24 protein-coding genes are annotated in these 25,584 nt (G+C 46.8%); 9 read left to right on the plus strand and 15 right to left on the minus strand.

Annotation, left to right across the window (positions count from 1 at the left end; genetic code table 11):
• Positions 1 to 82 precede the first annotated feature (82 nt).
• Complete coding sequence (locus ACJJIE_RS11070) at positions 83 to 1,729, plus strand: bifunctional AfsR/SARP family transcriptional regulator/alpha/beta hydrolase (protein WP_444894632.1); 1,647 nt, start codon at positions 83 to 85, stop codon at positions 1,727 to 1,729.
• A 163-nt stretch (positions 1,730 to 1,892) separates the two neighbouring features.
• Here ACJJIE_RS11070 and ACJJIE_RS11075 read toward each other — a convergent pair whose 3' ends face one another.
• Positions 1,893 to 4,214, minus strand: a complete 2,322-nt coding sequence (locus tag ACJJIE_RS11075; protein WP_444894633.1) for a sensor histidine kinase — start codon at positions 4,212 to 4,214, stop codon at positions 1,893 to 1,895.
• Between the two features lie 1,045 nt (positions 4,215 to 5,259).
• Between ACJJIE_RS11075 and ACJJIE_RS11080 the strand changes: the two genes are divergently transcribed.
• Positions 5,260 to 5,865 (plus strand): response regulator, encoded by a 606-nt coding sequence (locus tag ACJJIE_RS11080; RefSeq protein ID WP_444894634.1) that lies wholly within the window; start codon positions 5,260 to 5,262, stop codon positions 5,863 to 5,865.
• A 100-nt stretch (positions 5,866 to 5,965) separates the two neighbouring features.
• Positions 5,966 to 6,280, plus strand: coding sequence for a hypothetical protein (locus tag ACJJIE_RS11085; RefSeq protein ID WP_282931714.1), 315 nt, complete (start codon positions 5,966 to 5,968; stop codon positions 6,278 to 6,280).
• On the opposite strand, the gene ACJJIE_RS11090 is transcribed toward ACJJIE_RS11085, so the two are convergent.
• Both ACJJIE_RS11090 and ACJJIE_RS11095 read right to left on the minus strand, forming a co-directional pair.
• A complete protein-coding gene (locus ACJJIE_RS11090) occupies positions 6,257 to 7,168 on the minus strand; it encodes an alpha/beta hydrolase (RefSeq protein ID WP_444894635.1) in 912 nt (303 codons plus the stop codon). The genes ACJJIE_RS11085 and ACJJIE_RS11090 overlap by 24 nt on opposite strands.
• An 11-nt stretch (positions 7,169 to 7,179) precedes the next feature.
• The gene (locus ACJJIE_RS11095; protein WP_444894636.1) at positions 7,180 to 7,557 is read right to left on the minus strand and encodes a Cif family virulence factor; all 378 of its coding nucleotides are present in this window, start codon (positions 7,555 to 7,557) and stop codon (positions 7,180 to 7,182) included.
• 111 nt (positions 7,558 to 7,668) lie between these two features.
• On the opposite strand from ACJJIE_RS11095, the gene ACJJIE_RS11100 reads away from it, so the two are divergent.
• Entirely contained in the window at positions 7,669 to 8,553 is an 885-nt protein-coding gene (locus tag ACJJIE_RS11100; RefSeq protein WP_444894637.1) for a LysR family transcriptional regulator, read from the plus strand.
• A gap of 383 nt (positions 8,554 to 8,936) precedes the next feature.
• On the opposite strand, the gene ACJJIE_RS11105 is transcribed toward ACJJIE_RS11100, so the two are convergent.
• Positions 8,937 to 9,230, minus strand: a complete 294-nt coding sequence (locus ACJJIE_RS11105; protein ID WP_282931709.1) for a hypothetical protein — start codon at positions 9,228 to 9,230, stop codon at positions 8,937 to 8,939.
• Positions 9,231 to 9,626: 396 nt separating this feature from the next.
• Here ACJJIE_RS11105 and ACJJIE_RS11110 point away from each other — a divergent pair, with 396 nt between their 5' ends.
• A complete protein-coding gene (locus ACJJIE_RS11110) occupies positions 9,627 to 10,142 on the plus strand; it encodes a nuclear transport factor 2 family protein (RefSeq protein ID WP_444894638.1) in 516 nt (171 codons plus the stop codon).
• A gap of 20 nt (positions 10,143 to 10,162) precedes the next feature.
• Here ACJJIE_RS11110 and ACJJIE_RS11115 read toward each other — a convergent pair whose 3' ends face one another.
• The 3 genes from ACJJIE_RS11115 to ACJJIE_RS11125 all read right to left on the minus strand — a co-directional run bounded on the left by ACJJIE_RS11115 (position 10,163) and on the right by ACJJIE_RS11125 (position 15,416).
• Positions 10,163 to 10,774 (minus strand): CoA pyrophosphatase, encoded by a 612-nt coding sequence (locus tag ACJJIE_RS11115; RefSeq protein ID WP_444894639.1) that lies wholly within the window; start codon positions 10,772 to 10,774, stop codon positions 10,163 to 10,165.
• 133 nt (positions 10,775 to 10,907) lie between these two features.
• Positions 10,908 to 14,081, minus strand: coding sequence for an efflux RND transporter permease subunit (locus ACJJIE_RS11120; protein WP_444894640.1), 3,174 nt, complete (start codon positions 14,079 to 14,081; stop codon positions 10,908 to 10,910).
• A 12-nt stretch (positions 14,082 to 14,093) separates the two neighbouring features.
• On the minus strand, positions 14,094 to 15,416 hold the full coding sequence (locus ACJJIE_RS11125) for an efflux RND transporter periplasmic adaptor subunit (RefSeq protein ID WP_444894641.1): 1,323 nt from the start codon (positions 15,414 to 15,416) through the stop codon (positions 14,094 to 14,096).
• Between the two features lie 69 nt (positions 15,417 to 15,485).
• Here ACJJIE_RS11125 and ACJJIE_RS11130 point away from each other — a divergent pair, with 69 nt between their 5' ends.
• Together ACJJIE_RS11130 and ACJJIE_RS11135 are read left to right on the plus strand one after the other, a co-directional pair.
• On the plus strand, positions 15,486 to 16,025 hold the full coding sequence (locus ACJJIE_RS11130; protein ID WP_282931703.1) for an NUDIX hydrolase: 540 nt from the start codon (positions 15,486 to 15,488) through the stop codon (positions 16,023 to 16,025).
• A 40-nt stretch (positions 16,026 to 16,065) separates the two neighbouring features.
• On the plus strand, positions 16,066 to 16,605 hold the full coding sequence (locus ACJJIE_RS11135) for a DUF4124 domain-containing protein (RefSeq protein ID WP_282931702.1): 540 nt from the start codon (positions 16,066 to 16,068) through the stop codon (positions 16,603 to 16,605).
• Here the strand turns inward: ACJJIE_RS11135 and ACJJIE_RS11140 are convergent.
• The 5 genes from ACJJIE_RS11140 to nhaA form a co-directional block, all read right to left on the minus strand.
• Positions 16,602 to 16,949, minus strand: a complete 348-nt coding sequence (locus ACJJIE_RS11140; RefSeq protein ID WP_413664811.1) for a YqfO family protein — start codon at positions 16,947 to 16,949, stop codon at positions 16,602 to 16,604. The two genes, ACJJIE_RS11135 and ACJJIE_RS11140, sit on opposite strands and share 4 nt — an antisense overlap.
• Before the next feature lie 72 nt (positions 16,950 to 17,021).
• On the minus strand, positions 17,022 to 17,876 hold the full coding sequence (trxA, locus tag ACJJIE_RS11145) for a thioredoxin (protein WP_282931700.1): 855 nt from the start codon (positions 17,874 to 17,876) through the stop codon (positions 17,022 to 17,024).
• A 45-nt stretch (positions 17,877 to 17,921) separates the two neighbouring features.
• Positions 17,922 to 18,302, minus strand: a complete 381-nt coding sequence (locus ACJJIE_RS11150) for an MmcQ/YjbR family DNA-binding protein (RefSeq protein ID WP_444894642.1) — start codon at positions 18,300 to 18,302, stop codon at positions 17,922 to 17,924.
• A 2-nt stretch (positions 18,303 to 18,304) separates the two neighbouring features.
• Entirely contained in the window at positions 18,305 to 19,681 is a 1,377-nt protein-coding gene (locus ACJJIE_RS11155; RefSeq protein WP_444894643.1) for a hypothetical protein, read from the minus strand.
• Positions 19,682 to 19,784: 103 nt separating this feature from the next.
• Positions 19,785 to 21,260: a Na+/H+ antiporter NhaA gene (gene nhaA, locus ACJJIE_RS11160; RefSeq protein ID WP_444894644.1), complete on the minus strand. Its 1,476-nt coding sequence runs from the start codon at positions 21,258 to 21,260 to the stop codon at positions 19,785 to 19,787.
• 126 nt (positions 21,261 to 21,386) lie between these two features.
• Between nhaA and ACJJIE_RS11165 the strand changes: the two genes are divergently transcribed.
• Positions 21,387 to 22,148, plus strand: a complete 762-nt coding sequence (locus ACJJIE_RS11165) for a TlyA family RNA methyltransferase (RefSeq protein ID WP_444894645.1) — start codon at positions 21,387 to 21,389, stop codon at positions 22,146 to 22,148.
• Positions 22,149 to 22,447: 299 nt separating this feature from the next.
• Positions 22,448 to 22,951, plus strand: coding sequence for a thermonuclease family protein (locus ACJJIE_RS11170; RefSeq protein WP_444894646.1), 504 nt, complete (start codon positions 22,448 to 22,450; stop codon positions 22,949 to 22,951).
• Between the two features lie 113 nt (positions 22,952 to 23,064).
• Here ACJJIE_RS11170 and ACJJIE_RS11175 read toward each other — a convergent pair whose 3' ends face one another.
• The 3 genes from ACJJIE_RS11175 to ACJJIE_RS11185 all read right to left on the minus strand — a co-directional run bounded on the left by ACJJIE_RS11175 (position 23,065) and on the right by ACJJIE_RS11185 (position 25,464).
• On the minus strand, positions 23,065 to 23,688 hold the full coding sequence (locus ACJJIE_RS11175; protein ID WP_444894647.1) for a tetratricopeptide repeat protein: 624 nt from the start codon (positions 23,686 to 23,688) through the stop codon (positions 23,065 to 23,067).
• 231 nt (positions 23,689 to 23,919) lie between these two features.
• Positions 23,920 to 24,519, minus strand: coding sequence for an alpha/beta hydrolase (locus ACJJIE_RS11180; RefSeq protein WP_444894648.1), 600 nt, complete (start codon positions 24,517 to 24,519; stop codon positions 23,920 to 23,922).
• 204 nt (positions 24,520 to 24,723) lie between these two features.
• Complete coding sequence (locus ACJJIE_RS11185) at positions 24,724 to 25,464, minus strand: NUDIX domain-containing protein (protein WP_444894649.1); 741 nt, start codon at positions 25,462 to 25,464, stop codon at positions 24,724 to 24,726.
• Between the last annotated feature and the right edge of the window lie 120 nt (positions 25,465 to 25,584).

Consider the following 25,584-nt stretch of genomic DNA (forward strand, 5'->3'; position numbering starts at 1 on the left):
AGACTTTTGCAAGCGCCAATAACGGGATTACGAATGGCAGCTTACCTATAACAGGCAACCCAACACCGGGGTTACTATTAAAATGAAAATTTTTCTGAAGATGCTTGGGGAATTAAGTGTTTTTCGCGATGGCGTAGCTGTGGATTTACCAGCCTCAAAAAGGACACGCGCTCTTCTTGCCTATCTTGCGAAGACCGCTAAACCACATCGTCGCGAACGCTTATGTGAAGTATTCTGGGAATCCCCAGATGATCCACGCGGGGCGTTGCGCTGGTCATTGAGTAAGCTCCGCCCCCTGGTGAATGACACATCCACTGAACGACTAGTAGCAGATCGGGAACGCGCCGGCATTGCGGCTCCTGATATCGAAATCGATATCAACATCCTGAAAGAAAAGATCGTAGCCAAGAATTTAACACCTGTGGAGTTGGCCTCGCTTACAGACAGCTTACAGCAACCCTTTCTGGATGGTATCGACTTGCCAGACCAGGAGTTATTCCAACAGTGGTTAACAGCAGAAAGACAAGAAATAATTCGTTTGCAAGGCAAAGTGCTAGCCCGTCTGTCATCACATCCAGATATTAACCTCCATGAACGACTCAATAAGGCCCGTGAATGGGAAGCCTTGGAACCACTCAACCCTAATGCTGCGACTCAACTTCTAACTCTACTGGATCGCCTTGGACACACTTTTGAAGTCTCAGCTTTAACTCATGATTTGGCAAGACGGTTTCACAATGCGGGAATTACCTGGTCCCCAAATACACGGTCCGAGATCGAACTTACAAGAAAAGTGGTCGAAGAAAACAATCCAACTACCGCCGATGTCGACAAAGATTCTAAAGCAAGTGACCTTATTGCTCGGCAAAAGATCCATTTTTGCACTTCAGATGATGGTGTACGCATCGCTTATTCTTCAGTGGGGGAAGGGCCCCCCATTATCAAGGCTGCTAATTGGCTCAGCCATCTTGAACATGACTGGGATGCCCCAATTTGGAGTCCCCTATTTCGCGATCTTGCTTCTGACCATCATTTTGTCCGCTATGACAAACGTGGAAATGGTCTTTCCGACTGGAATGTGGACAATATGTCCTTTGAAAAATTTGTGAGTGATCTTGAGACTGTTGTATCGGCTGTCAAAATCGACAAATTTGCCCTACTCGGAATATCTCAAGGTGCAGCTGCTTCCATAGAGTACGCTGTCAGACACCCGGAACGAGTATCACATTTGATCCTGTTTGGAGGCTATGCCGCAGGCTGGCGAATAGATTCGACAGACGATATTCGCAGAGAGCACGAGGCATTGATGACTTTGACCGAGGTAGGCTGGGGAAAAGAAAACCCTGCATGTCGACAGATATTTTCATCTATCTTCATGCCCAGCGCCACGCCTGAAGAACTTTCTTGGTTCAATGAATTCCAGCGTTTAACGACATCCGCAGAAAACGCAGTTCGGTTTTTATCTATATCCGCTAATATTGACGTGCGTGAGCGACTCAAGCAAGTGAAAGTACCAACCTTAGTAATTCACTCACTGGGAGACCAGCGCATTCCAGTCGAAACCGCTCGCGATATTGCGGCTACAATTCCCAATGCCGAATTCATAGGGCTTGATAGCAGCGGACATCTGTTGCTGGGGCGGGAGGATGCCTCAAAGGTTTTTGTAGAGAGTGTACGAAATTTTATTGCTCGCAACCCACAACAACCCTCAGAAAAAGAAGAGATATAAAACCCCTAAAGAGGTTGTATAATACTACCTAGCATCAAGTAATAATTCCTACCCTATCATGCTGCAAGTAAATCATCTTGCAGCATGATATACAGTTCGTTTGATAACATCCTCCCCCGGATTACCTTTAGCCTATCAATCCATTACAAATTAAAAGTTATCCTTAACGACATCTTATTGCCGCATTCAATAAAGCACGTAACTGAGCTGGTGGGGCAGTCGGAGACAGGGTAATCCAATTGTCCGGCAAATTAGTATCAGAGTCACAGGTGCAGGCTGCCAAGATTTCCTGAGCCAGCGCACTTACCTCATCTGAAGATAGAGACGAATTTTTGAGAATGGCATATTCACACAGCAATATGGAGAGGGGGGCGTTGGATTGACAAACATCCTCTACCGAAGTAAATGTCAACACTGGACAACGCCACTTTTGCAAACAATGAGAAAGCATATCCTTAAGGTCATCATCTTGAAAAACCAACGCAACTACAGGTAGGTCCTCTTTTGGCTCAGTTTCCTTTTCATCCTTCAGCGAAACATGTTCAAGTCTAGGCACGCAAATCGTAAAATTACTTCCACTTCCAGGGATGGATTTAATTTCCACAGGGTGATTCAACAATTCAGAAATAAGTTTGACAATGGATAGGCCGATACCAGAACCACTAGAATCCGATGAGTTTCTTCCTGACCGTTGATAAATCTCAAAGATTCGCTTCAGATCTTCATTGTCAATGCCACATCCGGTATCCGTAACATGAATAACAACATTTTTGCCTTGCCGCCGGCAGCCAATAACCACCTTACCTTCATCCGTATATTTGATCGCATTGGTAATCAAATTACGCAGCATCCTTTCTAGCAGTATTGGATCGCTTAGGACCTGCAGGGAGCATGGCTGAAACTTCAATCGAATGGATTTCTCTTCCGCTAAAATCCGCATCTCATCCTGAAGTTGGGAGAACAGATTTGTCAGTTGTATTGACTTAAGTTCAGGTATTATACCCCCGTATTCTAGTTTGCATAAATCAATGATGGAATGAAAAGATTCACTCAACTGGTGGTGTGTATTTTTCAGCTGTTCAAACATCATTTTTCCATCCACACCATGAACATGTGGGTTCAGGTGCTCCAGAAAAATACCCATTGAATAGAGTGGCTGGCTCAAGTCGTGACTGCTCTGCGCAATGAAACGAGACTTTTCATGATTGAGCTTTTCCATTTTCAGCTTTTCCATATATAGAGCTTTTATACGCAGTATTAGTGCAATCGCCTGTATAAGCATGTGAAAAATCTGAACATAGAGAACTTGAATCATTTCATAATGATCATTGATTTCCTCGATAGAATTGGAAGGCCGATCAACGACTAATGTTATTTCCAAAATAAACATTATCAGCAAAGGCCATCCACAAATATAAATCGTGTAATAATGACCATCTTTGCGAACCTTGGAAATACCAGAGCTTAGAATAAGCAGCCAAACAAATATTGAATTGAAGATATATAGAACTGTACTTTCTTTAAATGAAATCATGGTACTAGCTACTGCAACAGACACTGTTGTCAGGACCGCCACCACAAACGCACAATTCCATATTCCAGAGCTACGCTTGATTTGCAAGAAGCTTGCAGAAAATGCCAATAGAGATAACAGTGACAAAGAAACCAACAACCAAAATAGTGTTGCTTTTTCATAAGTTGATTGCCACAAAATAGCGGGCATACAGCTAAATTCAATGTAATAGATCAGCATCAAGAGAGAAGAGAGAGCCCCCCAAAAGAAGGTCATTTCTGCCATTAGTAGCCAGCAAAGAAAGCCAAGCAGGATGAATCCAAGAATAATGCCGATCATTATTTTAAATACATAATCCATCTGCAGGTTCCAGAGCTTGTATTGATACTCCCCCATCAACGCCAAGTATGGATAGCCAGTAGTAAATTTAGCGTTCAACTCAATAACCAATAAATAGGATTCACCCTTTTGTAGCTCAATATTTACTGCCCGACCGATAGTGCTGATGTCAGTAGAGTCAAGAAAGTCAGTGTCTCTTAGAGTGTGAACAACCTGACCATCTCTTCCCCTGATCAATACCCTAAATTGCTGGAAATCGAAATTTCTGATGTGTAATACCCAGTCACTATTTTCTGAATAATTGACAATGTTAGCGTACAGCCAGAATCGGTCGTGTTGCTCAAAGTCGGGGGTCTGACCAAATGCTTGCCCCTGGGGAACAAGATCCGGAGCATTTTCCAATAACAGACCTTCTGAAGCGACGATGAAATCGGAGGAATGATTGAGGGAACCCAATCTGTAGCGAGTATCAGGTTTAGTTAACTTGATAGGCGAGAAGAATTTAGCCGTGTGCTCCGCGGAATATTGCCTCTTTACTTGGGAAGAGCTAAGCCCCATCACCAATACTACCAAGAATATGGTCAGGAATAGATTAAGTTTATTTGTAGGTGGACACAATACCTTGCGAGTCACACTACCTCCGAAAGAAACTGCTAAATAATTTGATGCGAAACTAAATTGATGAGAGGTGAGCTACCATCTTAAGAGAAGAGGATGGAAAAGTAGATATGCAGTATATTTGGGACCACTTGGCTAATCGGAACTGCTCATTTTTCACGCTACTAAAATCCGTTTTCCTTGACGAATGCTGTCGAATACAATCACTAGCGTTCTCATGGCCCCCTCCTCCCCAAGATGAGTATAAATGGGGGAGAAAGTTATTGGCTTCTAAGCCTTTTACTATCGTTTTATAAATTCCGAACTTAAAACGCACCATATGAGTAATCGCTGCTTTAGCCAACAATTCCAACCATTTACCTTTTAATTTAACAAAAGAGTAAATAACAACTTCTCCTCAAATATTGTCAGCAACATCCCACTACGTCCCTTACCTATCACGGTACCATCTTCCCAGTCGCACTTACCATAGCGATTGCGATAGGATTTTGATGTAATTCTCAAATTTGTACAAAGTCTTCGCTATTTTCCCAATCTGAATAAATCAGCGGATGGATTGTGTTGCAGTGTAACAATACGTCCTTATATCTCTTTAAATCGCCTACTAGTTGCTGGGGGCTTAACTCTTTCTGAGTTAGTGTATCTATTCGTTGCAGCACACCATCTATTGCTTTCCGCATCTTATACACTCTCTGATACCAAAAATAAGCTAGCCGGTGTGCTTGTACTAGACCATTCGCTGAGGAATACCTTTTCAACAGTTCTGTTATTACTTTCTGAGATTGTTCGGCTTTTCTCAGGCTGTAGATCTGGTATCGTTCATTCTCGTTCAGTGGGTAATAGCTCATAAGTACCAATCGTACTTATTAACCAAACTAAGAATGTTGTTAATCATGAAAATCCTATTCCAAGCCAAAAATATTGACTGTCCTCTAGCTCTAAGATAGAACATCTGGAAACTCTAGTATCCTTGAGGTGCCCCAAGAGTTTATTCTATAACCACGAATCATTCTATCCCATGAAAAGCGGTAGGTTGATAAAAGTAGAAAGAGCTAGGTGAATGACTTTTAAAGTACTTATAGTCGAAGATCACGAACTCTACCGGGATGCATTGTGCTTTATATTGCACGAGGCCTTTCCCAATATCCAGGTTATCAAGGTGGATGACTTCCCTGCGGCCATAACCGCCTTAACAAGTCACAACGATATCAGCCTGATCCTGTTGGACATTCATATTCCTGGAACCAGTGGACTCAAAGGCCTTAAAGAAATAAAAAGCCGATACCCGGCTCTGCCTCTGGTTGTCATTTCTACTATTGATCAACAAGCTAGTATTCAACAGATGCTACTATTGGGTGCTGATGGTTTTATTTCAAAAGCAAGCTCTAAAACTACGATAATTAAGGCGTTGAATAGTTTTATGGAAGGTGAAGTAGTCATTATAGAGGGGCCAAGTAATTCCAGCTCTCCAACACTTTCTCCTCGACAGATTACTACGCTAGAGCTTCTTTCTCTCGGCCTGTCAAACAAAGAAATAGCGACTCAGCTCAACATCTCCCCCTCCACCGTCAGAGAATATGTTTCAGATTTACTAACACTGTTTAGCTGTAACAATCGAACACAGACAGTCCTGAAAGCTCGCCAATTAGGCTTTATTCTAGATTGATCTACCTCTAAATGAAGAGAATATTCCTTCTCCACTAAAGGATTCTGCACGGGGTCGTTCTGTGTCATAAAGCAGAGTTCTGGAAAAATGTAAAGGCCTAATGCAAGCCAAAGGTAATGCCACATCTGGGCCGAGCCCCCTGCACTATCCGGATTTTCGACAATACTCGTTAGGGGAATCTGGAGGGAAAACCATCGATCTTGGTGCCAATCCGGTAGGGATCTACCAAAACAGGCGCACAGTGATACTCGAGCAAGTAGGGGGAGAGGCCTCACCTAATGAGGCACCAGTAGGGCATCACACCAGTGCTTTCAGCAATGCGACTATGGCAGTCATAAAACAGAAAAACATCAGTGAAACCCTACCGGGAACAAAAGATAGCAAATCGTCGCTAACCTTTCATATGCTCCAGTAAATAAGTTAGAACTTCATCTCGGTCATCGATCAACTTTTCAATCAGATCAAGATGATCCCGATTATTCGCTAATTTGAAATAACAGGGGTTACCCATTTTTAGCATTTTCTCTTGATACTCCTTGGTCTGCCGGAAAAATTCTGGAGTATCAAATTCAGGTACTATTAAGTGTAAAGGGCATGCTGTTGCGTCGACACTAGACTCTAACAATTGGGGGCTAACTTTTTCAGCAGACTCCATCGACATATGGATGGCATCGTTCACAAAGCTGTCTACCAGTGGCCGGATATCAAAAAGCCCAGCAAGAGAAAACGCGCCCTTAAACTTACTTTGGGCTGATACTGACACACCAAATTGGCTCCAGTCCGTTTGGTGCAACAAAGCTACCAGCTGCCCCCCTGCAGAATGCCCCACTAAATGAACAGATGGAGCCCCTTTTGCCTCGGCCTCATTCAGCACGCTTGCTACTGCCCACTGCATCTGCGTGACAATAGACTCCATAGGAGCATCATTTTCCCAATCCGGAGCCATACGATAACCCGGCATATAAACCGCAAAACCTTCTTTATTAAAAGGCTCGGCCAGAAAAGAAAACTGCTCTTTTGAAAACCACTGCCACCAGCCACCGTGAATATAGATTACAACCGGAGCATTTTCTGAGACTTCATCTGGCCTGAAAACATCCATCGAGCCCTCAAAGTCACCTTCCCCAAAACTGACAGTTTGTAAACCATCCTTAATCGCTCTGCGATAAGTAGAGCTACGGCTCCCGGTAAACTCAGCATGAGACGGCAGTAGAAGATCTGTGGGGAGACGTCGTGTCCACAGTGTAGGGTTATATTGCTCGTCGGTTTTCTCGCGGGTAAAGCTATACCAAAATTCACTCATGGCTAATACCCTTACTTTTCACTAGGATTTATAGCTTCAAATTGATCATCACGTAGCAGCATAGTACCGTCTTCCTGCAGAACCCAAAGTTCGCGTGTAATGACCCCTTGTGCATTGTTCATTTTCCAATTACTTGAAAGTACAGTTGAGGTTTCGTCCACTACTTCAATCTTTGCGCCTATATAACTCACATCGGCGAAACCTTGATCAATCAAGTTTTGCCAGAAGGTTTGTATATCCTTCCGTCCCTCAAACAGACCAAAGGGTTTGGCGGTCATCTGAGCCAGCTCTTCATACATAGATGCACAGCCTGCGGCATCGCCACTATTAAAGTAAGACTTCCACTGTTCACTGGCGGCTTTTGTTTTCTCAATCAGAATGTCGCTCATTTCAAAATCCTCTTCTGCTATAGGTAACGACCTTATGCGTATAGATTGCCTCATGGCACCAGCTGTGATAAATACCTATTGATTGATATTAGTGTTTAGGAAAATTAAACAATGAAGCCAAACCTGGAAGATATGCAGGTATTCCTAGCGGTAGTTGAGGCACGTAGCTTCACCCTCGCAGCCGATCGGCTGGAGCGCACCAAATCAGCAGTAAGCCAAGCCGTAACCCGGTTGGAGTCAGATATTGGCACACGGTTGCTTTATCGCAGCACCCGCTCTCTCTCCCTTACTGAAGCTGGATCAGAGTTTTACGCCCACTGCCAAGAGATTAAGGATATATATAACTCAGCATTAGCAGGCCTTAAGAATAATAGCGATAAATTGGCGGGTTCACTATCTGTGACAGCTCCCCACGCACTGTGTGAGTCAGTGATTGTTCCAGCAATCATCAGACTGGCCGAACAATACCCGCAATTGAAAATTAGACTATTAGCCAATGATTCCCCCATGGACTTGATTGAATCCCAGGTGGATTTGGCCATTCGTGTAGGCAATCTTGAACTTCAATCCGCCAAAGTTGCAAAGATTGGCTTATTGGGTGAAAGTCTATACGCCAGCCCTCAGCTAATCGAGAAGCAGTCCGGCACTCCTGAAGACCTTACCGAGTTACAAAACTGGACACATATTGCCAATGATTGGCAGGGCACACCATTAAAATATGAATTTAAAAATGGCGTTCAAGTAAAAGTCAGACCCAACGTACGCTGCAACTCCCTGCACGACATCATGCAGTTAACTGAAGCCGGTTTAGGTGTTGCCCAGCTACCTGATATTGCCGCCCGAAAAAGAGTTGATAACGGAGCTCTTTGTCCGATAGCACCTGTCGCCGCTGCGCCTATTCATTATATGCATCTATTTTCAAAAAGACCGCCGGCAAAGGTACAAAAATTTATCAAAGCCATTAAGACCCAATTAAAATCTTTAGCTAATAATTAACAGTAAAAAAGAGCTTATTTACAGAGTTATTCAGCTCAATAGAGCCATATTTATAGCTTTTGGAGGCGACACTTCTATTATCGGGTATAGCCTACAACTTATCTGCATGAGCACAAAGATGGAAATGAGAGAGAGCTTTTCGCAGCTGTAATGCCCGCGGCCTTCAAGGCTCGCCTTACGGGGTTTTCAGAGCGGTCCACACTCTGAGTTGCGACTTCTTGAAAGGTCTAGACATTTCTGCGAGGCCGCAACTTGATTGTGAACCGTCCTGGAAACCAGAGGCATCAAGGAATTATTCAAAGTCTCCTAAGTTTGAGGAGAAGAAACTCTAGTAATAGTTCCCCTTACCTTTTTTAGGCTAATTATCGCAACATTCAATATCATTAATTGCAGCGAAAATACTTAAATGTGGAATCTTGAGTGTAACGCACCAATACGTTTCCTCCTGAAGTCAGAGAGTAGACTTCCTCTGATTTCCACTGCTCCCCTTCGCCTTGCATATCAAATACCAGGTGAAGGTTGCCATCATTCTGGCTAGCCGACATCAATTGCCCTGATGATTCAGTAAACAGAACTCGATTGTCCGCCAGAGTCATCAAATTATCTGCAGAAGAGGCCTTACAGGATTCCTGGGTTCCAGCCCATTGCCCTTGATACTTAGGGGGTACCGTAGACATTGCACAAGCCTGGATTAATCCGATTCCCAGCAACACACAGAAAAAAGAGAGAGATCTCATTCAAACAACCCAATAACGTATACAATAAGAAAAAATAAGAATATAAGAAACTTACAGTATATCTAGTACTTATGTCTCAAATAAATCCCACCACTGATTAAATTTGTGGGATAGTCATCAAACGACAAAGGTTTTTGAGGCTGGTATTACTTCGCTTTACATAAACACACACTTCTCACGCTTATAAATCATTCTCTCCAGGTTACCAATGGAAGAAGGAATTGGATAACCAAGTTTGATTAATTGATTATTGATACCCTAAGTAAGCTACCCAAAATCCATCGTTAGAAACTATCCTCTTAAATAACTAATGGCGACAAAGATCAGGGGTTAGGAATGAATGAGATTCAACATCTTAAAGATCGGCTAGCGATTAATGATCTACTCGCCCGTTACACATTAACTATCGACAGTAATGATGCCCGAGGCTGGGCATCATTATTTACACCCAATGGCCGATTTGAGCATGGCAATATTATGATTCGGGGAAGAGAAAAACTGGAGCGCTACGCAGCGGTTCACAGCAAGTTGGGAAGCCGACATATTACAAGCTCCCCCCTGCATTTCATTTCTGAAGATGGGCAATCTGCTTCTGGGAAAGCAACGACCGTAGAAATCATAGCAACACGATCCGGCTATCGCATTTCTGCTGTTGGAGAGTACCGGGACAAACTCGTTAAAGTCGATGACAACTGGTTAATCGAATGTCGACGAGGAGAAGAAGTTAAACTTCCTGAAGCCCCTGATTTCCCAATCCTCAGCGCCGACCCGGATGCCGGAAAAATAATGAAAATATTAATCGATGCTTGGGATGACTTAGGTGAGCCAATACCTGAACCTCCCCAAAAATAAAACCTATTTAGTAAGCCGAGCTAATTAAGTGCACGCAGTGGCACATCATCGCGGCGCCCTATTGATGCCCCCAGTATTTTCACTAAAAATTCGGTTAAGACTCCCGCAGTAAAGCCCCAGATTTCATAGTTTTCATACATATACGCCGGAAGGTATATTTCCTGGTTATCAATAATAATACGATCAGTGCGAATACGCGGGTCTGCAAGAAAGAAAGACAGGGGAACCCGAAATACCGCATCCAATTCTCCTGGGTTCGGGAACAATTGGATATCCGGTGAAATTATACCTACCCAAGGAGTCACATGTACCTGCCAGCGGGTAGTCCGCGGCCAAAGGGGGCCGAGTACGCGCACGTCATCCATAGGTAGGCTGACTTCTTCTTCAGCCTCACGCAAGGCGGTAAATTGAAGCGATGGGTCCGTGGCATCCCAGCGCCCTCCAGGAAGAGAAACTTCACCGGAATGTGTTGAGAGATTTGCAGAGCGCTTAGTGAGAATTACTTGAGGGTCCGGCTCTTCTGTCAGGGCAATCAATACTGCGGCATGGCCTTGCAGGTCAGGTCCTACCGGAACCCTTGCTTCCAAGTCCTCAATCTGCCCTACGATTTTCTGTTCAATGATCTCTAGCATAAATCTGTGTCCTACCCCGACTGCTACGAGGCTCCTTAACATTCATCATACCGGTTTTCAGCAGTAACACTGAGCGATATGCCACAATATCCATTTGTGACTTACCACCCTACCACACAATCAACAGCTTGGCTCAGGTGGATTCAGACCCATCATTCGCGGTCTTATCCTCATCAATTTTGGGGGTATAGCCCCCTTTCAGCTTTTCCCGCACCGTTTGCACCAAGGCGTAATACACAGGCACTAGCAAAGTGGCGAAGAGACTCGCAGCCAACATGCCGCCAAAGACCACCAGCCCCAGGGAAACCCGGCTTACTGCGCCAGCACCGGTGGCGACCAGTAGTGGAATTACCCCTAAAATAAAGGACATGGCCGTCATTAATACCGCACGGAATCGCAGGCGCGTGGCCGACAGAGCCGCATCCGCAATAGACCGGCCCTTATCGCGTTCCACGCAGGCAAACTCTACTATCAGAATCGCACTCTTTGCTGCCATCCCAATCAGTAATACCAAGCCGATCTGCGTGTAGAGATTATTGATAGACCCCGCAATAAATACCGTAAACATAGCGCCACCAATCGCAATGGGGACGCACAACATCACCGCAAAGGGGATAGTCCAGCTCTCATATTGGGCGACCAAAAACAAGTAGACAAATATAACGGCCAAAGAGAACAGGATTGGGGCCAGATTACCCGCAGTCACCTCCTGTAAGCTGATGCCCGTCCACTCGTATCCATAACCTTCTGGCAACTTTGATGCCAAGTCTTCCATAGCATCCATTGCCTGGCCACTGGAATACCCCGGTGCCGGTGATCCATTGATAGTGACGCTGTTATATAAGTTGTAACGGGTTATTGTTTGTGGCGCGACCACCGGAGTAATAGTTGAGATAGAAGTCAGCGGTACCAAACCGCCACTATTGGCACGAACATAAAAGCCAGCCAGATTTTCCTCTTTATCGCGAAATTGTGCATCGGCCTGAGCGATTACACGAAAGACCTTTCCATACAGGTTAAAGTCATTGATGTAATAGCCCCCCAAAAAGGTTTGCAACGTTAAATATACATCCGGCAGGGGGACCCCAAGCACATGCGATTTTTCTTTATCTACTTTTAATTCAAGCTGCGGTGTAGCGGCCTGAAAACTGGTAAAGGCCTGGGAGATTTCACTGCGCTGATTGGCATTGCCCAACAGGTCAAACAAGACCTGTGACAATTCAGTAATACTACGCCCCTGTAGATCTTCGAGTACAAATTCAAATCCACCAACAGTGCCAATACCCGGAAGTGGTGGAATGACAAACGGCAGCACTTGCGCATCGGGAATTGCAGTTAACTTTTTCTGTACCCGATCCATAATGGCAAACTGGCTATCTTCTCTATTCGGGCGCTCATCCCAGGGTTTTAGCACAGCAAACATCATTGCCGTATTAGAAGAAACACTACTGGTAAGTAGGTTGTAACCGGGCACTCCAACCACATGAGCCATACCTGGCTCTTCCATTAGAACATCGGTCACTTGATTGACAATGGGTCCGGTTCGCTCCAGGGAAGATCCATCTGGCAACTGCACGTGTAACATAAACGTGCCCTGATCTTCATCGGGAATAAAACCGGTGGGGATTCGGGTAAAGAGTAAATAACAGAATAATAAAATCAGAATAATTGAGGCAATACCGATAAGCGGTATTTTTATACAAGCCCTCACCATTCCCACATAAAAACCTGTAGAAATATGCAGAGATTTATTAAAGAAACCAAAAATACCGGTCTCTTTAATACCGGCTACTTCCCCGTCTTTGCTCGGCTTTAACAAACTGGCACAGAGAGCCGGACTTAGTGTAAGTGCATTCAGGGAGGAAATGGCCACCGCCATTGAAATGGTGACAGCAAACTGCTGATACATTTTTCCCGTAATTCCCGGCATCAACATTACCGGGACAAAAACTGCAAACAAAACAAGGGTAGTAGCAATAACGGGGCCGGTAACTTCACGCATGGATTCCAGCGCGGCTTCCTTTGGCGGGAGGCCATCAGCCATTAACCGCTGGGTGTTTTCCACCACGATAATCGCATCATCTACCACTATGCCTATCGCCAGGATTAAGGCAAACAATGTGATGGTGTTAATCGTCATCCCAAATGCCAGCATTAGGGCAAAGGTGCCTATCAGGGATACGGGAATGGCAATGGCTGGTACCAGCGTAGAGCGCCAATCCTGCAGAAACAAAAAAACCACCAGTATTACCAGTATCAGGGCAATAATCAGTGTTTCCACAACCTCTTTAATTGAGGCCTCTACAAATAATGTGGTGTCGTAGAGAATCTCCGCTTCCAACCCATCGGGGAAGCGCTTCGACAGTTCCGCAACTTTAGCTTTAATACCATCGGCTACTTCAATCGCATTTGCCTCCGGCAGCTGGTACACCCCTATCACTGCTGAAGCCTGGTTATCCAATTGCCCATAGGAAGAATAAGATTCACTTCCCAGCTCCACCCTCGCCACATCCTTGACTTTTACCATGGCGCCATCGGGCTTGGCGCGGATGGTGATGTCCTCAAACTCACTGGGAGATACCAAGCGCCCCTGCACCAAAATATTGTATTGGAACTGCTGATCTTGGCGGATCGGTGGCGCCCCGATCTGACCGGCAGCTACCTCTACGTTCTGTGCCTGCACAGCAGAGATAACATCCTGGGCGGTGACATCTAACGAGGCCATCCGGTTGGGGTCGAGCCAGAGGCGCATGGCGTAATTACGCGAGCCAAAAATAACAACACTGCTCACCCCCAGCACCCGCGCCAATTCATCTTTTAAATAAATCTCGGCGTAATTCGCCAGAAATAATTCATCAAACTTTTCATCTGGGGAGAACAAATTGACTACTAGTAACAGCGTGGTGCTCTGCTTGGAAACTACCACCCCATCTCTTTTCACATCCTCAGGTAGCTGGGGAGTGGCCTGCTCCACCCGGTTCTGAACATTAACCTGGGCGATGTCATCGTCGTAGCCAGGCTTGAATGTCACTGTGAGACTGTAGGAGCCATCATTGCCACTGGTGGAAGACATATAATCCATGCCCTCCACACCATTAACTTGCGACTCAATCGGCACAGCCACACTATCGCGCACTACTTCGGCGCTGGCACCGGCAAACGTGGCGGCGACATTGATGGTCGGTGGCGTTATTTCAGGGAATTGCGACACCGGCAATTGTGGCAAGGAGAGTATCCCAGCGAGGGTGATCAGTATGGAAATAACAAAGGCGAATCGTGGCCGCCGGATACAAAAGGCGCTAATCATGGGCAGCGACAGCTATTTGTAGTCATCGTCATGCCCCTCAGATTCAGGGCTTACTGGTGCCGCTTCTCCATCAATTACCCGTAGCTCTCTCTCCCCTTGACTGTCTGTAGAGCCAGATTTCGCCGCAGAACTACTACTTTGCTCGGCGGGAGGGGCTGGTGGTGCTTCAACATCGTAGGGGTTTCTAGGGGTGTTTTGCGGCGTCACCGGCTTTCCTGCGACAACCCTCTGCAAACCATTAACGATTACAGATTCACCGGCGACAAGCCCGCGATCTACAGCCCACAACTCCCCTTCCCTCTGCCCCAAGGTCAGGTAGCGCTTCTCCGCAATATTATCTTTGCCCAAAACAAAGACGTAACGGCCCTGCATATCCTCCATGACCGCTGACTGGGGTACCAGCGGCCTCAGGGCGTCATTGCCGGTGTAGACGCTTATGGAAACTCGGGCAAACTGGCCCTGTACTAATAGTTGGCCTGGATTGGGAAACAGGGAGCGCACCGCTACCGATCCGGTATTGGGATCGATCTGATTATCGATAAATACGATTTTGCCCTTATGGGGGTAGTAATTGCCGTCGGGTAACTCAATGCGGACATCCAGGCGAGTGGGACTTAAACCCTCTCGCTGTCGCCTCTGGGAATCCACCTGCACCGCATAAAGTTGCTCTTCTGGCACTTCAAAGAGCACATAAATGGGATCCATTTTTACGATGGTGGCCAGGGGATCGGTGCTTGGCCCTACCAGGGAACCCACTGGAAATTCTGTACGCCCGATTCTTCCAGTGAGTGGCGCGTAAACTTTGGTATAAGAAAGATCCAGCTCAGCGCTTTGCACTTTGGCGCGATTGGCATCGACTTGGGATTCCGCTTCCTCAAAATTGCCTTCAAGCTCATCCATCTGTACCTGGCTGATAGCCCCAGTGGCCACCAAACGGCGGCCACGGTGGAAGTTCCGCTCAGCAACTCTCAGGGAGGCTTGGGATTGTTCCAGAGTAGCGCGCTGATTCGCCAGTTCGGCAATAAAAGGGCGCGGGTCAATTTCAAACAGTAACTGCCCTTTCTGGACGGTTTCCCCCTCGGTAAAATTGCGGCTCTGGATATACCCTTGTACTCGTGGGCGGACTTGATATTCATCAGTTGCCTCTACCCGCCCGACAAATTCAAAGCGGGGGATAACAGGCTCCTCCCTAACAACCAGTACTTCTACTGGCGGGGGAGGTGGCGCCTTTTCCTCTTCGCCTTTACCGCCACAGGCGCAAAGGACAAGGAGCGCTAGTCCGAGCAGAAAAAAACGCGCCATCGCAGGGTAGATACCGCCTTTATACTTCAACATCACTAACAACTATAGGCGTCAACCGGTCGGGAAGCTGGCGCTCAAATCTTGCATGGGTATACTGACGCCATGAAATTTTGCAGCCAATGCGGCAGTAACGCCGTAACACTTTCTATTCCCAAGGGCGATGACCGCCCCCGCCACACCTGTGGCGATTGCGGCGCCATTTATTACATTAACCCCCGTGTTATTGTCGGGGTCCTCCCCTACGTCGACAATAAAGTAATGTTGTGCAAGCGCGCTATACAACCGCGCTTGGGGCTTTGGACCCTACCTGCCGGATTTATGGAGAGTGGTGAGACAAGTGAAGAAGGCGCCTTACGGGAATCTTGGGAAGAAGCCCGGGCCAGTATTCGTGTGGACGATCTCTACTCCATTTATGATATTCCTCACATCAATCAGGTTTATATGATGTACCGGGGGGAATTGACCGATATGAATTTCGGGCCCGGGCCAGAATCTCTTGAGGTGGAGCTATTTCGCGAAGATGAAATTCCCTGGAAAGAAATCGCGTTTCCTATCATGCACCGTACTCTGGAGCATTACTTCGATGACACGCGTATCGGCCAGTACCAGCTGCATCGTGGCGTCATCAATCGCAAGCTGTGAGCCACTTTAGTTAATGACCCTGCATTAAAAGGATGTTTGCATGAAATACTTCTCAATGCTCGGTGCTTTATTACTGGTAGGCATTGTCCTGCCAATGATTTTACCGGGCCCAGATGGCAAACCCATCATGTCACCCTCCGACTGGCTGCCACAAAAACCGGATATTTCAGCGATTCGCGAAACCGGTGAGCGAGCTATGCAAAGTGTGCGCGAAACCACCCAGGAATCGGTTTCAAAAATTGAAGAGCTGGCAACTTCCAGTGGGCTTGTGCCTCAAGGGGATTCTACCAAGCAAACATCTGAGGTTTTTACCTGGAAAGATAAAGATGGGAACTGGCACTTCTCAGACACCGTACCGGAGGGGTTGGATTCACACGTGCGTATTCACCGCGTCAAGCCTCTAAATACAGTCACCGCCAATGACCCTATTGACTTGAGTTCTGACTCGATCGTTGAAGACAGTAGCCCCGCCGAAAATAAACTGCCGACCCATCACACCAGTGTTTCAAAATTACTGGAAGATGCGAAAGCGATCGAGCAAAAAAGCCACGAACGACAAAAGGTACTCGATAGCCTTTAAGAGACCTCTGCTTTATTTAAGCCGGCACTACTGCAGCGATCATCCAATCGCCAGAGGTCAAACGCCGGCTCTTCATAGGGGTGAGCTGCTCGCATTGCATTGAGAGCAGCATCCACCAGCTCATCGGCACAGACCATCTCCACACGGTATTCCATTACAGTCTCGACCTGTCCCGACTGACCAATAAATGGCTGACTCCCATCCAGCGGCCTGAACTGCCCCTCTCCCAGGACTTGCCAACAACAACTATCGTAGTCGCCAATACGCCCAGCCCCCACGGAAAATAGCGCTTGCTTTACCGCTTCCAAGTGAGACTCGGGAATATAAACACATAGCTTATACATAAATAATCGTCCTTCTCTCCCCCAAAAACAAAGAGGCCTCTTGGGCCCCTTTGTTTACCGGTAAAGTATTTTTTAAAACATCATAGTCATTAACTTGCGCTGGTACTGAGTGGCAACAGGGTCGCCAGCCCCCAGACTTTTTACAATATCCAGGAACGTCTGCTTGGCAGCACCATCGGCAAAGCCCATGTCTTTACGCAAAATATCCAGCAATAATTGCAGTGCTTCTTCATGGCGGTTGGCCTGACTGTACTGCACGGCCAATTGATAAGCAGAATCGCTATCCGCAGGGTTTTCTTCCAGCGCCTTTTGCAGAGCCTGAATTTCTGGAGTTTCCGCTGCCTGTTGCTTCAGCTCCAATTGAGCCATCAGCTGCTGGTATTCCGCATCCTGATCTGCCAGCAGAATTTTACTGAGCACAGTCTCCGCTTCCTGGGCACGGTTTTGGTCGAGCAGGATAGCAGCCAGTTGTTTGGCGATATCAGTGCGTTCAGACGATTCCGTATAAGCCTGGCGCAACAGAGGCAGGGCTTCCGCCACTTTATCTTCACCGATTAACGCCTGTGCCTGCTGCAACTTTATGTCCCAGGGTTTTGGCAGATACTTATCCAGCATCTCACGAATCTGTGTCTCTGGCTGCACACCGGCAAAGCCATCTACCGGCTGGCCATCTTTTAAAACCATTACCGTGGGCAAGCTGCGTACACCCAGCTGACCCGCCAGCATTTGCTCGGTATCTGCATTGACCTTCGCCAATAAAAACTGACCGCTATACTCATTGGCCAGTTTTTCCAACACCGGCATCAACTGCTTGCACGGCTCACACCAATCGGCCCAAAAGTCCACCACTACCGGGCGCTTCATGGACTCTTCAATCAGAATTTGTTGGGCGTTCTCTGCCGTTACATCGACAATAAATTCGTTCACATCCTCTCCTAGATCAAATCCGGATATTGCTATTCTTAAGGACCTCTAGCGGTAGAGCACCTCTGCTCCATAGGCCAGTTCCAGGGATTCCCGCTCAAGCTTGCGAAGCCCCTTAACCACCAAGCCATATGAGCGATCTACCATTCGCTCAATCTCATAATCGGGCACTGTGCCATCCAACAACACCGTATTCCAGTGTTTCTTGTTCATATGGTAACCCGGGATAACACCGGAAAAGATATCCCTTAACGCCAGGGCTTCATCGGGATCGCACTTGAGATTGCTGGCGTCCACTCCACGATAACAGCTTAAGGTAGCAAACATGCGCCCCTTAATCTTAAATACCGCCACATCCGGACCAAAAGGAAAATCCTCAATCGCTTCCGGTCGTGATAGCAGATACCCTCTCAAAGTGCCTTTTTGCATGATTACCAGCCCAGGGATGACGGCAGGCGCGGCGAGGATAATAAGCGGGTAAAACGCTGCCAGCGCTCTTCATTAGTTTGACTACCCTGCTCTACAAAATCAGCAACCAGCTTCTTACCCCAATTGTAATTAATTACGTAGGCGCCGTAGGCATCTACAAAATCCTTCCGCTGTGCCGCCTTGGCCGGGCTCATCAGGGTATATTTCTCAAATAACGCTGGTACCTGGGCTCCCTCAATTTCTCCGTCGATATATAGGCGGGCAATCTCATTGCCGGCAAAACCCAACTTATCTACCAGGGCCATTACCTGCTCATACTTTTCCGCCGTTTGTGGGTCCAGTCCAGCCAAGGGGTAGAGAACTTCCATTTCAAAACGGGTTTTCTCCTCACCGGGGAAAGCCAGCTCAATCCCGTAGTTTGCACTTCCCTCTGCTATCAGTGACTGCGGACTAAAAAGCGGGTAAACGCTGTACTCTGCCCAACCACGCTCCTCTACCAGAGCTTGCTCCAGCAGTGCATTATAAGTGTGATGCCCCGGGTACCCTTCGTGACAGCCCAGGTCGATGGCCCTATCAATCGTAATCGGCAAACCATTGTTCACCTGAATCAGGCTGTGCGAGCCCCCCTTGTACCAGTTGTAGCCACTCCAGGGTTTGTCGCTGACATACTCCAATACAAAATTTTCATCATCTGGGAGCGAAACATACTGCTTGGTGCGAGCGCGGCATTCTTTAATGGCGGCATCAAATACGGCCTGAAGCCGATCAGCTGGAATTTCATAAGCCTTGCGGAAGCTGGCGACCCTCTCACTCAAGGGCTGCTCACCAGGGAGTAATGCTTCCAACTCCTCCAGCATGGGCTCAAAACTCTCCAAACCCTGCTGCGGGGGCTCGGTGTCGTAGAGGGTTCGAGCTTCATTGGCGAAGCTTCTCGGGCTCTCTCCTGCCAGACTACGAGCATGGAACACCAGGGCCCGCAACTGTGTCTTCAGGTAATGCATACGCAGGTTTTCGATAGAACCATCGCCGTCGATTACCGCTGGCAGCTCTGCCAGTAAAGATTCACCGCGCCGGGCAATATCTGCAGCGCTCGCCTTACTCTTGGTGGCAGTTTCACGCAATTCAGCCGGACCGTAATAGGCATCGACATAGCTGTCGTCATGATTTCCCAGTTCAAGTACTAGAAGGACATAAGCCTGGGCCAGACTATCCATCGCACTATCTCCATTATCGGATTTGGGATTGGTTGTAGTCGATTGGTTATCAACCCCGACTTCAGAATCGGTTTTTTTATTAGCTGTAGTTTGGCCATCACAAGCCCCAAGCAGTAGGGAAATAGCCAGCACTGGTAGCGCCTGTGCCAGTGTTCTCAAATACATAATTCTTATTTCTCTCACGTACATTAACAATGGGAGTTGGAAACTAATGGAATCAGGCCCCTCCAGGACCGAGACGCAGTGACATCAGGAACGCTAAAACAACTTATCCCTCGCGACTGGGCTGCTGTTCTACGTCTTCCCCTTCCCCAAGGCGATCGCTGCCACCTTCATCCAGGGGCTCCCCCTCCCCATGAACTTCAAACTCATCGGCCACCGGAGCTTTGCGCAATACCAGGAACCCAGCCACTCCAGCAATTACTGATGCCAGTAGGATACCCGCTTTAGCTTGGATCAACAGCTCATATTCAGAGCTAAAGGCCAGCTCGGCAATGAAGATCGACATAGTGAAGCCAATCCCGCCAAGGAGTGCAACACCGACAATATGTTGGAAATTGGCGGACTTAGGCAACTTGCCCCAACCAAGCTTCCAGCCAATCCAGGTGGCGCCAACGATACCCACCAGCTTGCCCACAACCAAGCCGGAAATGACCCCAAGGGTGACAGGGTTTATCACTGCTGAAGAACTGGTAAAACTACTAAAGGGAATACCGGCGTTAGCCAACGCAAAAATAGGGATTATTACGAAGCCCACCGGTGTATGCAGACGGGTTTCCATGCGCTGTAGCGGCGATTGCGCCAGGTTGACACCATTTCCCAGCGCCATCACTCGGGCGCGCAACGCATCGTTAGCAATAATCTTATCGCCTGGACGGAAACAGCGGTCAAAGCTGCGGATAATATCCTTTACAAAGGTACTAAAGGCCACCGGGTCATATTTGGGTTTGGCCGGCAGTGCCATTGCCGTAATCACCCCCGCAATAGTCGCATGTACCCCCGCCAGGTAGAACTCATACCAGAGCAGCACACCGACAAATACATAGGCCGGAGAACTGCGAACCCCTGCCGCTTTTAGCAGCCACATAATCACTACCAGGCAACCCGCCGCAATCAACGCAGTGATATTCACCTGTTCGGTATACCAGATTGCAATCACTAAAATTGCGCCCAAATCATCCACAATGGCTAGCGCAACCAGGAAAGTAACCACCGCACGAGGCACCCGATTCCCCAAAAGAGCAATACAGCCGACAGCAAATGCTATATCCGTGGCCATGGGAATGCCCCAGCCACGCTCTGCACCACTATCCGCATTAAAAGAAGCGTAAATAAGTGCCGGCACCACCATTCCGCCAATTGCCGCCATCACCGGAAGTACAGCCTGGCGAAGGTCGGACAGCTCTCCCACCATAAATTCGCGCTTTAATTCCAATCCCACCAGAAAGAAAAAGATCGCCATCAAGCCATCGTTGATCCAGTGGTGTAAGGAGAGAGAGAATTCCCAGTTTCCAGCGCTGAGGCTGATGGGCATATGCAACAGGTGCTTGTAAGCCTCCTGCAAAGGAGAGTTGGCAATAACCAACGCCGCCAGAGCAGATAGCATCAACAAAATACCACTGCTACTTTGGCGATGGATAAATTCTTCAAAGGGAGTAACCAGGCGCCCAAAGGCACCCTCAAGTGGCGCCTCAAAGACCTTTCCCTTGCGAATTTTGAACTTATCCAGAACGCTTTTTGCCATCAGCTAACATCCTCCTTACTAAAGATTAGTCCCACAATTTGCGGAGCCGCACTTCTACCTGCTGGAGCCAGAGGTTAGCATGGGCCCTGTATTCTCAATTATGTAAACAGGATTGCACCGCGAAACATGACCCGATTGGATCAACTGCTTGTACAGAGAGAGCTGGCAAACTCCCGCACCCATGCAAAGAAACTGATTGATGCCGGAAGGGTCATGGTATCCGATGGCGGTACCCTCCAGCCCGCGCGCAAGGCCGGGCAGAGCATTCCAGAAGATTGCGCCCTTGAAGTCACCCCCCTACCGGAAGACCAGTATGTTTCCCGAGCGGGCGTGAAATTGGCCGCCATCCTCGACCAGACAGGACTAAACCCCTCTGGGTGGCACGCACTGGATGTTGGCTGCTCTACTGGCGGTTTTAGCGACTGCCTACTTCAACGGGGAGCAGCATCAGTCGTCGGTGTTGATGTTGGGCGAGATCAGTTGGCGCAGAAGTTACTGGACGACCCCCGTATGCACCTATTTGAAGGGGTAAATGCACGCCATCTGGAAGCCTCCCAAATCGCCCCCCACGGAGACGCAGGCTTTGATGCCATCGTTATGGATGTCTCTTTTATTTCCCAAGCACTCATTCTGCCGCAGTTACCCGCCTTGCTTAAACCTTCGGGACAACTCTTAAGCCTGGTTAAACCGCAATTTGAAGTCGGCCCGGAGGGAATCGGCAAAGGGGGGCTGGTTCGAGACGCCAAATACTACCCCGAGGTACACAAGCGTATCACTGGATTATGTGAAGATTTGGGGCTTGAAGTAAAAGAGTATATCGACAGCCCAATAAAGGGCGGTGATGGCAATCGGGAGTTTTTACTCTGGGCAAGTCCACGCCAAGCTTAAAGTATCTTTGAATAAATCAACTCTATTTCCATCTCCGATAGCTCTTGAAGATAAGAGCTATCGGTCCGCGCAAAATAAAAATTAACTCCACCGTCTTAACGCTTACCACCCTCTCATATACCTTGGCCATAGATTTCAGTACATCTTTTACCACATGCTTAAAAGCTACTCCCTCCTATTAAAAATGTGACCTCACCATACATTTAATAAAAATCCATTTTTTATATCACTATTTATACATAGCAACGTAACAACCCCTACCTATGCTGCGCCATGCAACTTTATCTAGGATAATCATAATGAAAAGACTACTTATCATGGCGGCCCTATCTACTTCGACACAGGCAGCTCCGCTAACAAACTATCAAGTTATTGATGGCGATACAGTTCACGGTTACGTCGACAATGAGTATGTAAAAATACGCTTGAATTGCATTGATTCCCCTGAGACCAACCCCAGTACTCAACCGTACGGCCCCGAAGCCACTCAAACCCTAAGCGACCTATTGTCATTTGGTTCAGTTGATTTTGAATCTACAGGGAAAGACATCTATGGTCGGGAAACTGGGTACCTGCATGTGAATGGGTACAATATCAATCAAGAAATGGTAATACGGGGAGCTGCCTGGAATTATGAATACTATTGCGGCAGCGAGTTTGAACTCGAGCAGGAATTTGCTTACTACTACGGCCTTGGGTTGTGGTCGAACACTGATGCTATAGACCCCTACTGTTTTCGCAAGAACTTGGACTACGATTACTGCTACTACAATCCAGAGAACAACTTAATTTTAGATAACTAGGTCAAACGCAATAAAAGTCAGAAAAATACAGCATCAAATAGCTTGGGGATCTGACTTCAGGGCAACGGCAGCACTTCAGATCACCAAGTTAAGCATAACTACTGAAAATAAATCTAATCGACCTCAAGTTGAGCCATTCTATTTCTTGCTGTTTCATTATCAGGATTAATTAACAATGATTTTCTATAGCAATCTATAGCAAGCTCTTTCTTCCCCTTTACCATATAAGCTTCAGCCAAGCTATCCCAGGTCTTATATGAACCTGGATAAAACTGTGTATTCAATTCGAAAAACTCTATTGCCTTATCAACATCTATGCCAAATTGATCATTATAGAGGCGATCGTAGCCAAAGAAACTAATAACATCCTCCCTCAACATAAACGTCCCTCCGAGCTTTCTTGAAAACTGCTCGAAGTGATTCTTAACATTCACTGCCGGGCGAAATCTAGCTTGATCATCGATCATATAACCATCAAAAATTGATCGAAGCCCTCTATAAAAGCTAATAACGGGCATTGTATGATGATTTTCTTCTGTCCCATATGTTACTGAATCTACGTACAGCCCTTTCTTGGGCTTCTCATTTAGCAGCCTAATAAATTCTGCAACATAGTTTTCATCAGGATATACACCTTCTACTCTCTCTGAAGTAGCGATAAACAGCCTGCGCTTTTCAGTTGATTTACCTTGTAGGAATTCATAATACCGCTTTAAGGAGCCTCTGATTAACTCCATGATGCCTCTGGCATGCAGAGCGGTTCACAATCAAGGCGCGGCTTCGCAGGAATGTCTAGACCTTTCAAGAAGTCGCAACGCGGAGTGTGAATCGCTCTGCAAGCCCCGAAGGGCGGGCCTTGAAGGCCGCATCTGCTGCGTTGCAGCTCTTACAAAGGGCTACGGCCATTCGCGGCGAGCTGCGCCTAACATCTGCAGCCTTCAAGACCCGCAGAGGCATTACGGAGTTAATCAGAGGCTCCTTAACATAATCTGCTCATCCCACCACACACTTGGATCAATGGCGATATACGCATTAAAATCTTCAGGCGATGAATATAAGCTATGAATAACAGGTAGACCTGTAAATGAGTAACCTGCAAGAATTTGATACCCAGATGTCGGATATTCCGCGTTTATCTCTGGGATAAGCTCTTCTCTTAAAAACTCAAGAAATTGATCAGCGCCCCCTGTATTGGATAGCGCCTGATTTTTACGCCCACCATATTCAGTTAGCGATCTAGTAGGTGAACTATCTCTTACACGTTCTTGACTTACGATACCTACAACAATCATTTCAGGAATTACTGGAGTGGCATCAGAACTAAGCTGCCGAACCATACCTGTGAAGGCATGAAAGAAGCTATTGAAATCTGCATCAAGTAAATAAAGAACCGGATAATCTTTATATCCTCCTTCTTTAAAGGATGTGGGAAGAGAAATCCAATACTCCCTTTTCTCTTCGAGAGTTTGCGAGACAATAACCTTGCGCTCACCAATAGTTAACTCTTTGGATTGAGCAGTTAAACTCCAAACTACGGCAATTAAAATAGCTATAAATTTTCTTTTCATAGGAACACTCCATCTTTCCGCCAGCTAACCATTTAATCCACTAACAATTTAATAATCAGAGAAGGAAGAAAATCATACGCCGCGTTCTGGACTCAATGAGAATGAAGAATTCACGATGTGTTTAGAATGCAGCTTAGTCTTCCCCTCTGCCCAAAAAGTAAGTAGTTAAACTGCGATATATACTCAACTAATCATTTGGATCTTTTAGGCATTAGTCCAAAATATTTCCTGCTTTGCGAAGGGATCCTTGTAAGAATCCTGGCTGACCTGGGTTAAACCAAGCCTTTGCATGGACATTTCAGCGATATGTCTATTAAATGCTGAGATATGCCTTCCATTTAGGTAGTGGCCAATATCTACCCAGGAAGCATGCTTAATTTCTTCCGTATCTGTTATTGAAATATCCCGATTTAAGGCACTTAATTCACATACGAAGTAGATATCCGTATAGCCTAAATTCGTAGGAAATCGGGTGGCAAATCCGAGTACTGAGGAAAACTCGCAGGACACACCGGTCTCCTCATAAACCTCACGAATCACCGCATCGGCTATCTTTTCACCCAGATCAACGGTTCCTCCAGGCAGCTTCGGGCTCGATGCTGCACTGTGGCCCTGGACACAGAGCAGTTGCCCATCAAGAAGTACGAATCCCCCAACTCCCACCGTATGGGTTGGGTAGAAGGGAACATATGCATCTTCCTGAAGCTTAAGAACCAGCCTTGTAGCAGAATCCCGACAGCTATGAAATGTAAAACCATGCTTTAGGCATATCGGGATAAACCGGGTAAGTGCATCTCGGAGATCTATCCATATCAACTTTCGGCTGTTAACTCTGGATACTTCTATAATGGCTACCAGTTCAACCAAGAACTGATCTTCCGTACCAGAAAAATTCTCGAGATCCAAAGTAACGCAATTAAAGGAATCAACTGTATGATGAAACACAAGTAACTTATTCAACACCTAAATGATTTCAATACCATAAACGATATAGCCAACACTGAATCAATCATTCGTTCATCGATGTAAAGCCAACTTCGAATCCACAATAATAGCTCTGTGCCA

It is taken from the genome of Microbulbifer maximicatervae (SeqCode) (assembly GCF_052467325.1).

Coding starts and splice junctions, on each gene's coding strand:
- ACJJIE_RS11070 (WP_444894632.1), top strand. CDS start 83: ATGAAAATTTTTCTGAAGATGCTTGGGGAATTAAGTGTTTTTCGCGAT.
- ACJJIE_RS11080 (WP_444894634.1), top strand. CDS start 5,260: ATGACTTTTAAAGTACTTATAGTCGAAGATCACGAACTCTACCGGGAT.
- ACJJIE_RS11085 (WP_282931714.1), top strand. CDS start 5,966: ATGCAAGCCAAAGGTAATGCCACATCTGGGCCGAGCCCCCTGCACTAT.
- ACJJIE_RS11090 (WP_444894635.1), bottom strand. CDS start 7,168: ATGAGTGAATTTTGGTATAGCTTTACCCGCGAGAAAACCGACGAGCAA.
- ACJJIE_RS11095 (WP_444894636.1), bottom strand. CDS start 7,557: ATGAGCGACATTCTGATTGAGAAAACAAAAGCCGCCAGTGAACAGTGG.
- ACJJIE_RS11100 (WP_444894637.1), top strand. CDS start 7,669: ATGAAGCCAAACCTGGAAGATATGCAGGTATTCCTAGCGGTAGTTGAG.
- ACJJIE_RS11105 (WP_282931709.1), bottom strand. CDS start 9,230: ATGTCTACGGTACCCCCTAAGTATCAAGGGCAATGGGCTGGAACCCAG.
- ACJJIE_RS11110 (WP_444894638.1), top strand. CDS start 9,627: ATGAATGAGATTCAACATCTTAAAGATCGGCTAGCGATTAATGATCTA.
- ACJJIE_RS11115 (WP_444894639.1), bottom strand. CDS start 10,774: ATGCTAGAGATCATTGAACAGAAAATCGTAGGGCAGATTGAGGACTTG.
- ACJJIE_RS11120 (WP_444894640.1), bottom strand. CDS start 14,081: ATGATTAGCGCCTTTTGTATCCGGCGGCCACGATTCGCCTTTGTTATT.
- ACJJIE_RS11125 (WP_444894641.1), bottom strand. CDS start 15,416: ATGTTGAAGTATAAAGGCGGTATCTACCCTGCGATGGCGCGTTTTTTT.
- ACJJIE_RS11130 (WP_282931703.1), top strand. CDS start 15,486: ATGAAATTTTGCAGCCAATGCGGCAGTAACGCCGTAACACTTTCTATT.
- ACJJIE_RS11135 (WP_282931702.1), top strand. CDS start 16,066: ATGAAATACTTCTCAATGCTCGGTGCTTTATTACTGGTAGGCATTGTC.
- ACJJIE_RS11140 (WP_413664811.1), bottom strand. CDS start 16,949: ATGTATAAGCTATGTGTTTATATTCCCGAGTCTCACTTGGAAGCGGTA.
- ACJJIE_RS11150 (WP_444894642.1), bottom strand. CDS start 18,302: ATGCAAAAAGGCACTTTGAGAGGGTATCTGCTATCACGACCGGAAGCG.
- ACJJIE_RS11155 (WP_444894643.1), bottom strand. CDS start 19,681: ATGTATTTGAGAACACTGGCACAGGCGCTACCAGTGCTGGCTATTTCC.
- nhaA (WP_444894644.1), bottom strand. CDS start 21,260: ATGGCAAAAAGCGTTCTGGATAAGTTCAAAATTCGCAAGGGAAAGGTC.
- ACJJIE_RS11165 (WP_444894645.1), top strand. CDS start 21,387: ATGACCCGATTGGATCAACTGCTTGTACAGAGAGAGCTGGCAAACTCC.
- ACJJIE_RS11170 (WP_444894646.1), top strand. CDS start 22,448: ATGAAAAGACTACTTATCATGGCGGCCCTATCTACTTCGACACAGGCA.
- ACJJIE_RS11175 (WP_444894647.1), bottom strand. CDS start 23,688: ATGGAGTTAATCAGAGGCTCCTTAAAGCGGTATTATGAATTCCTACAA.
- ACJJIE_RS11180 (WP_444894648.1), bottom strand. CDS start 24,519: ATGAAAAGAAAATTTATAGCTATTTTAATTGCCGTAGTTTGGAGTTTA.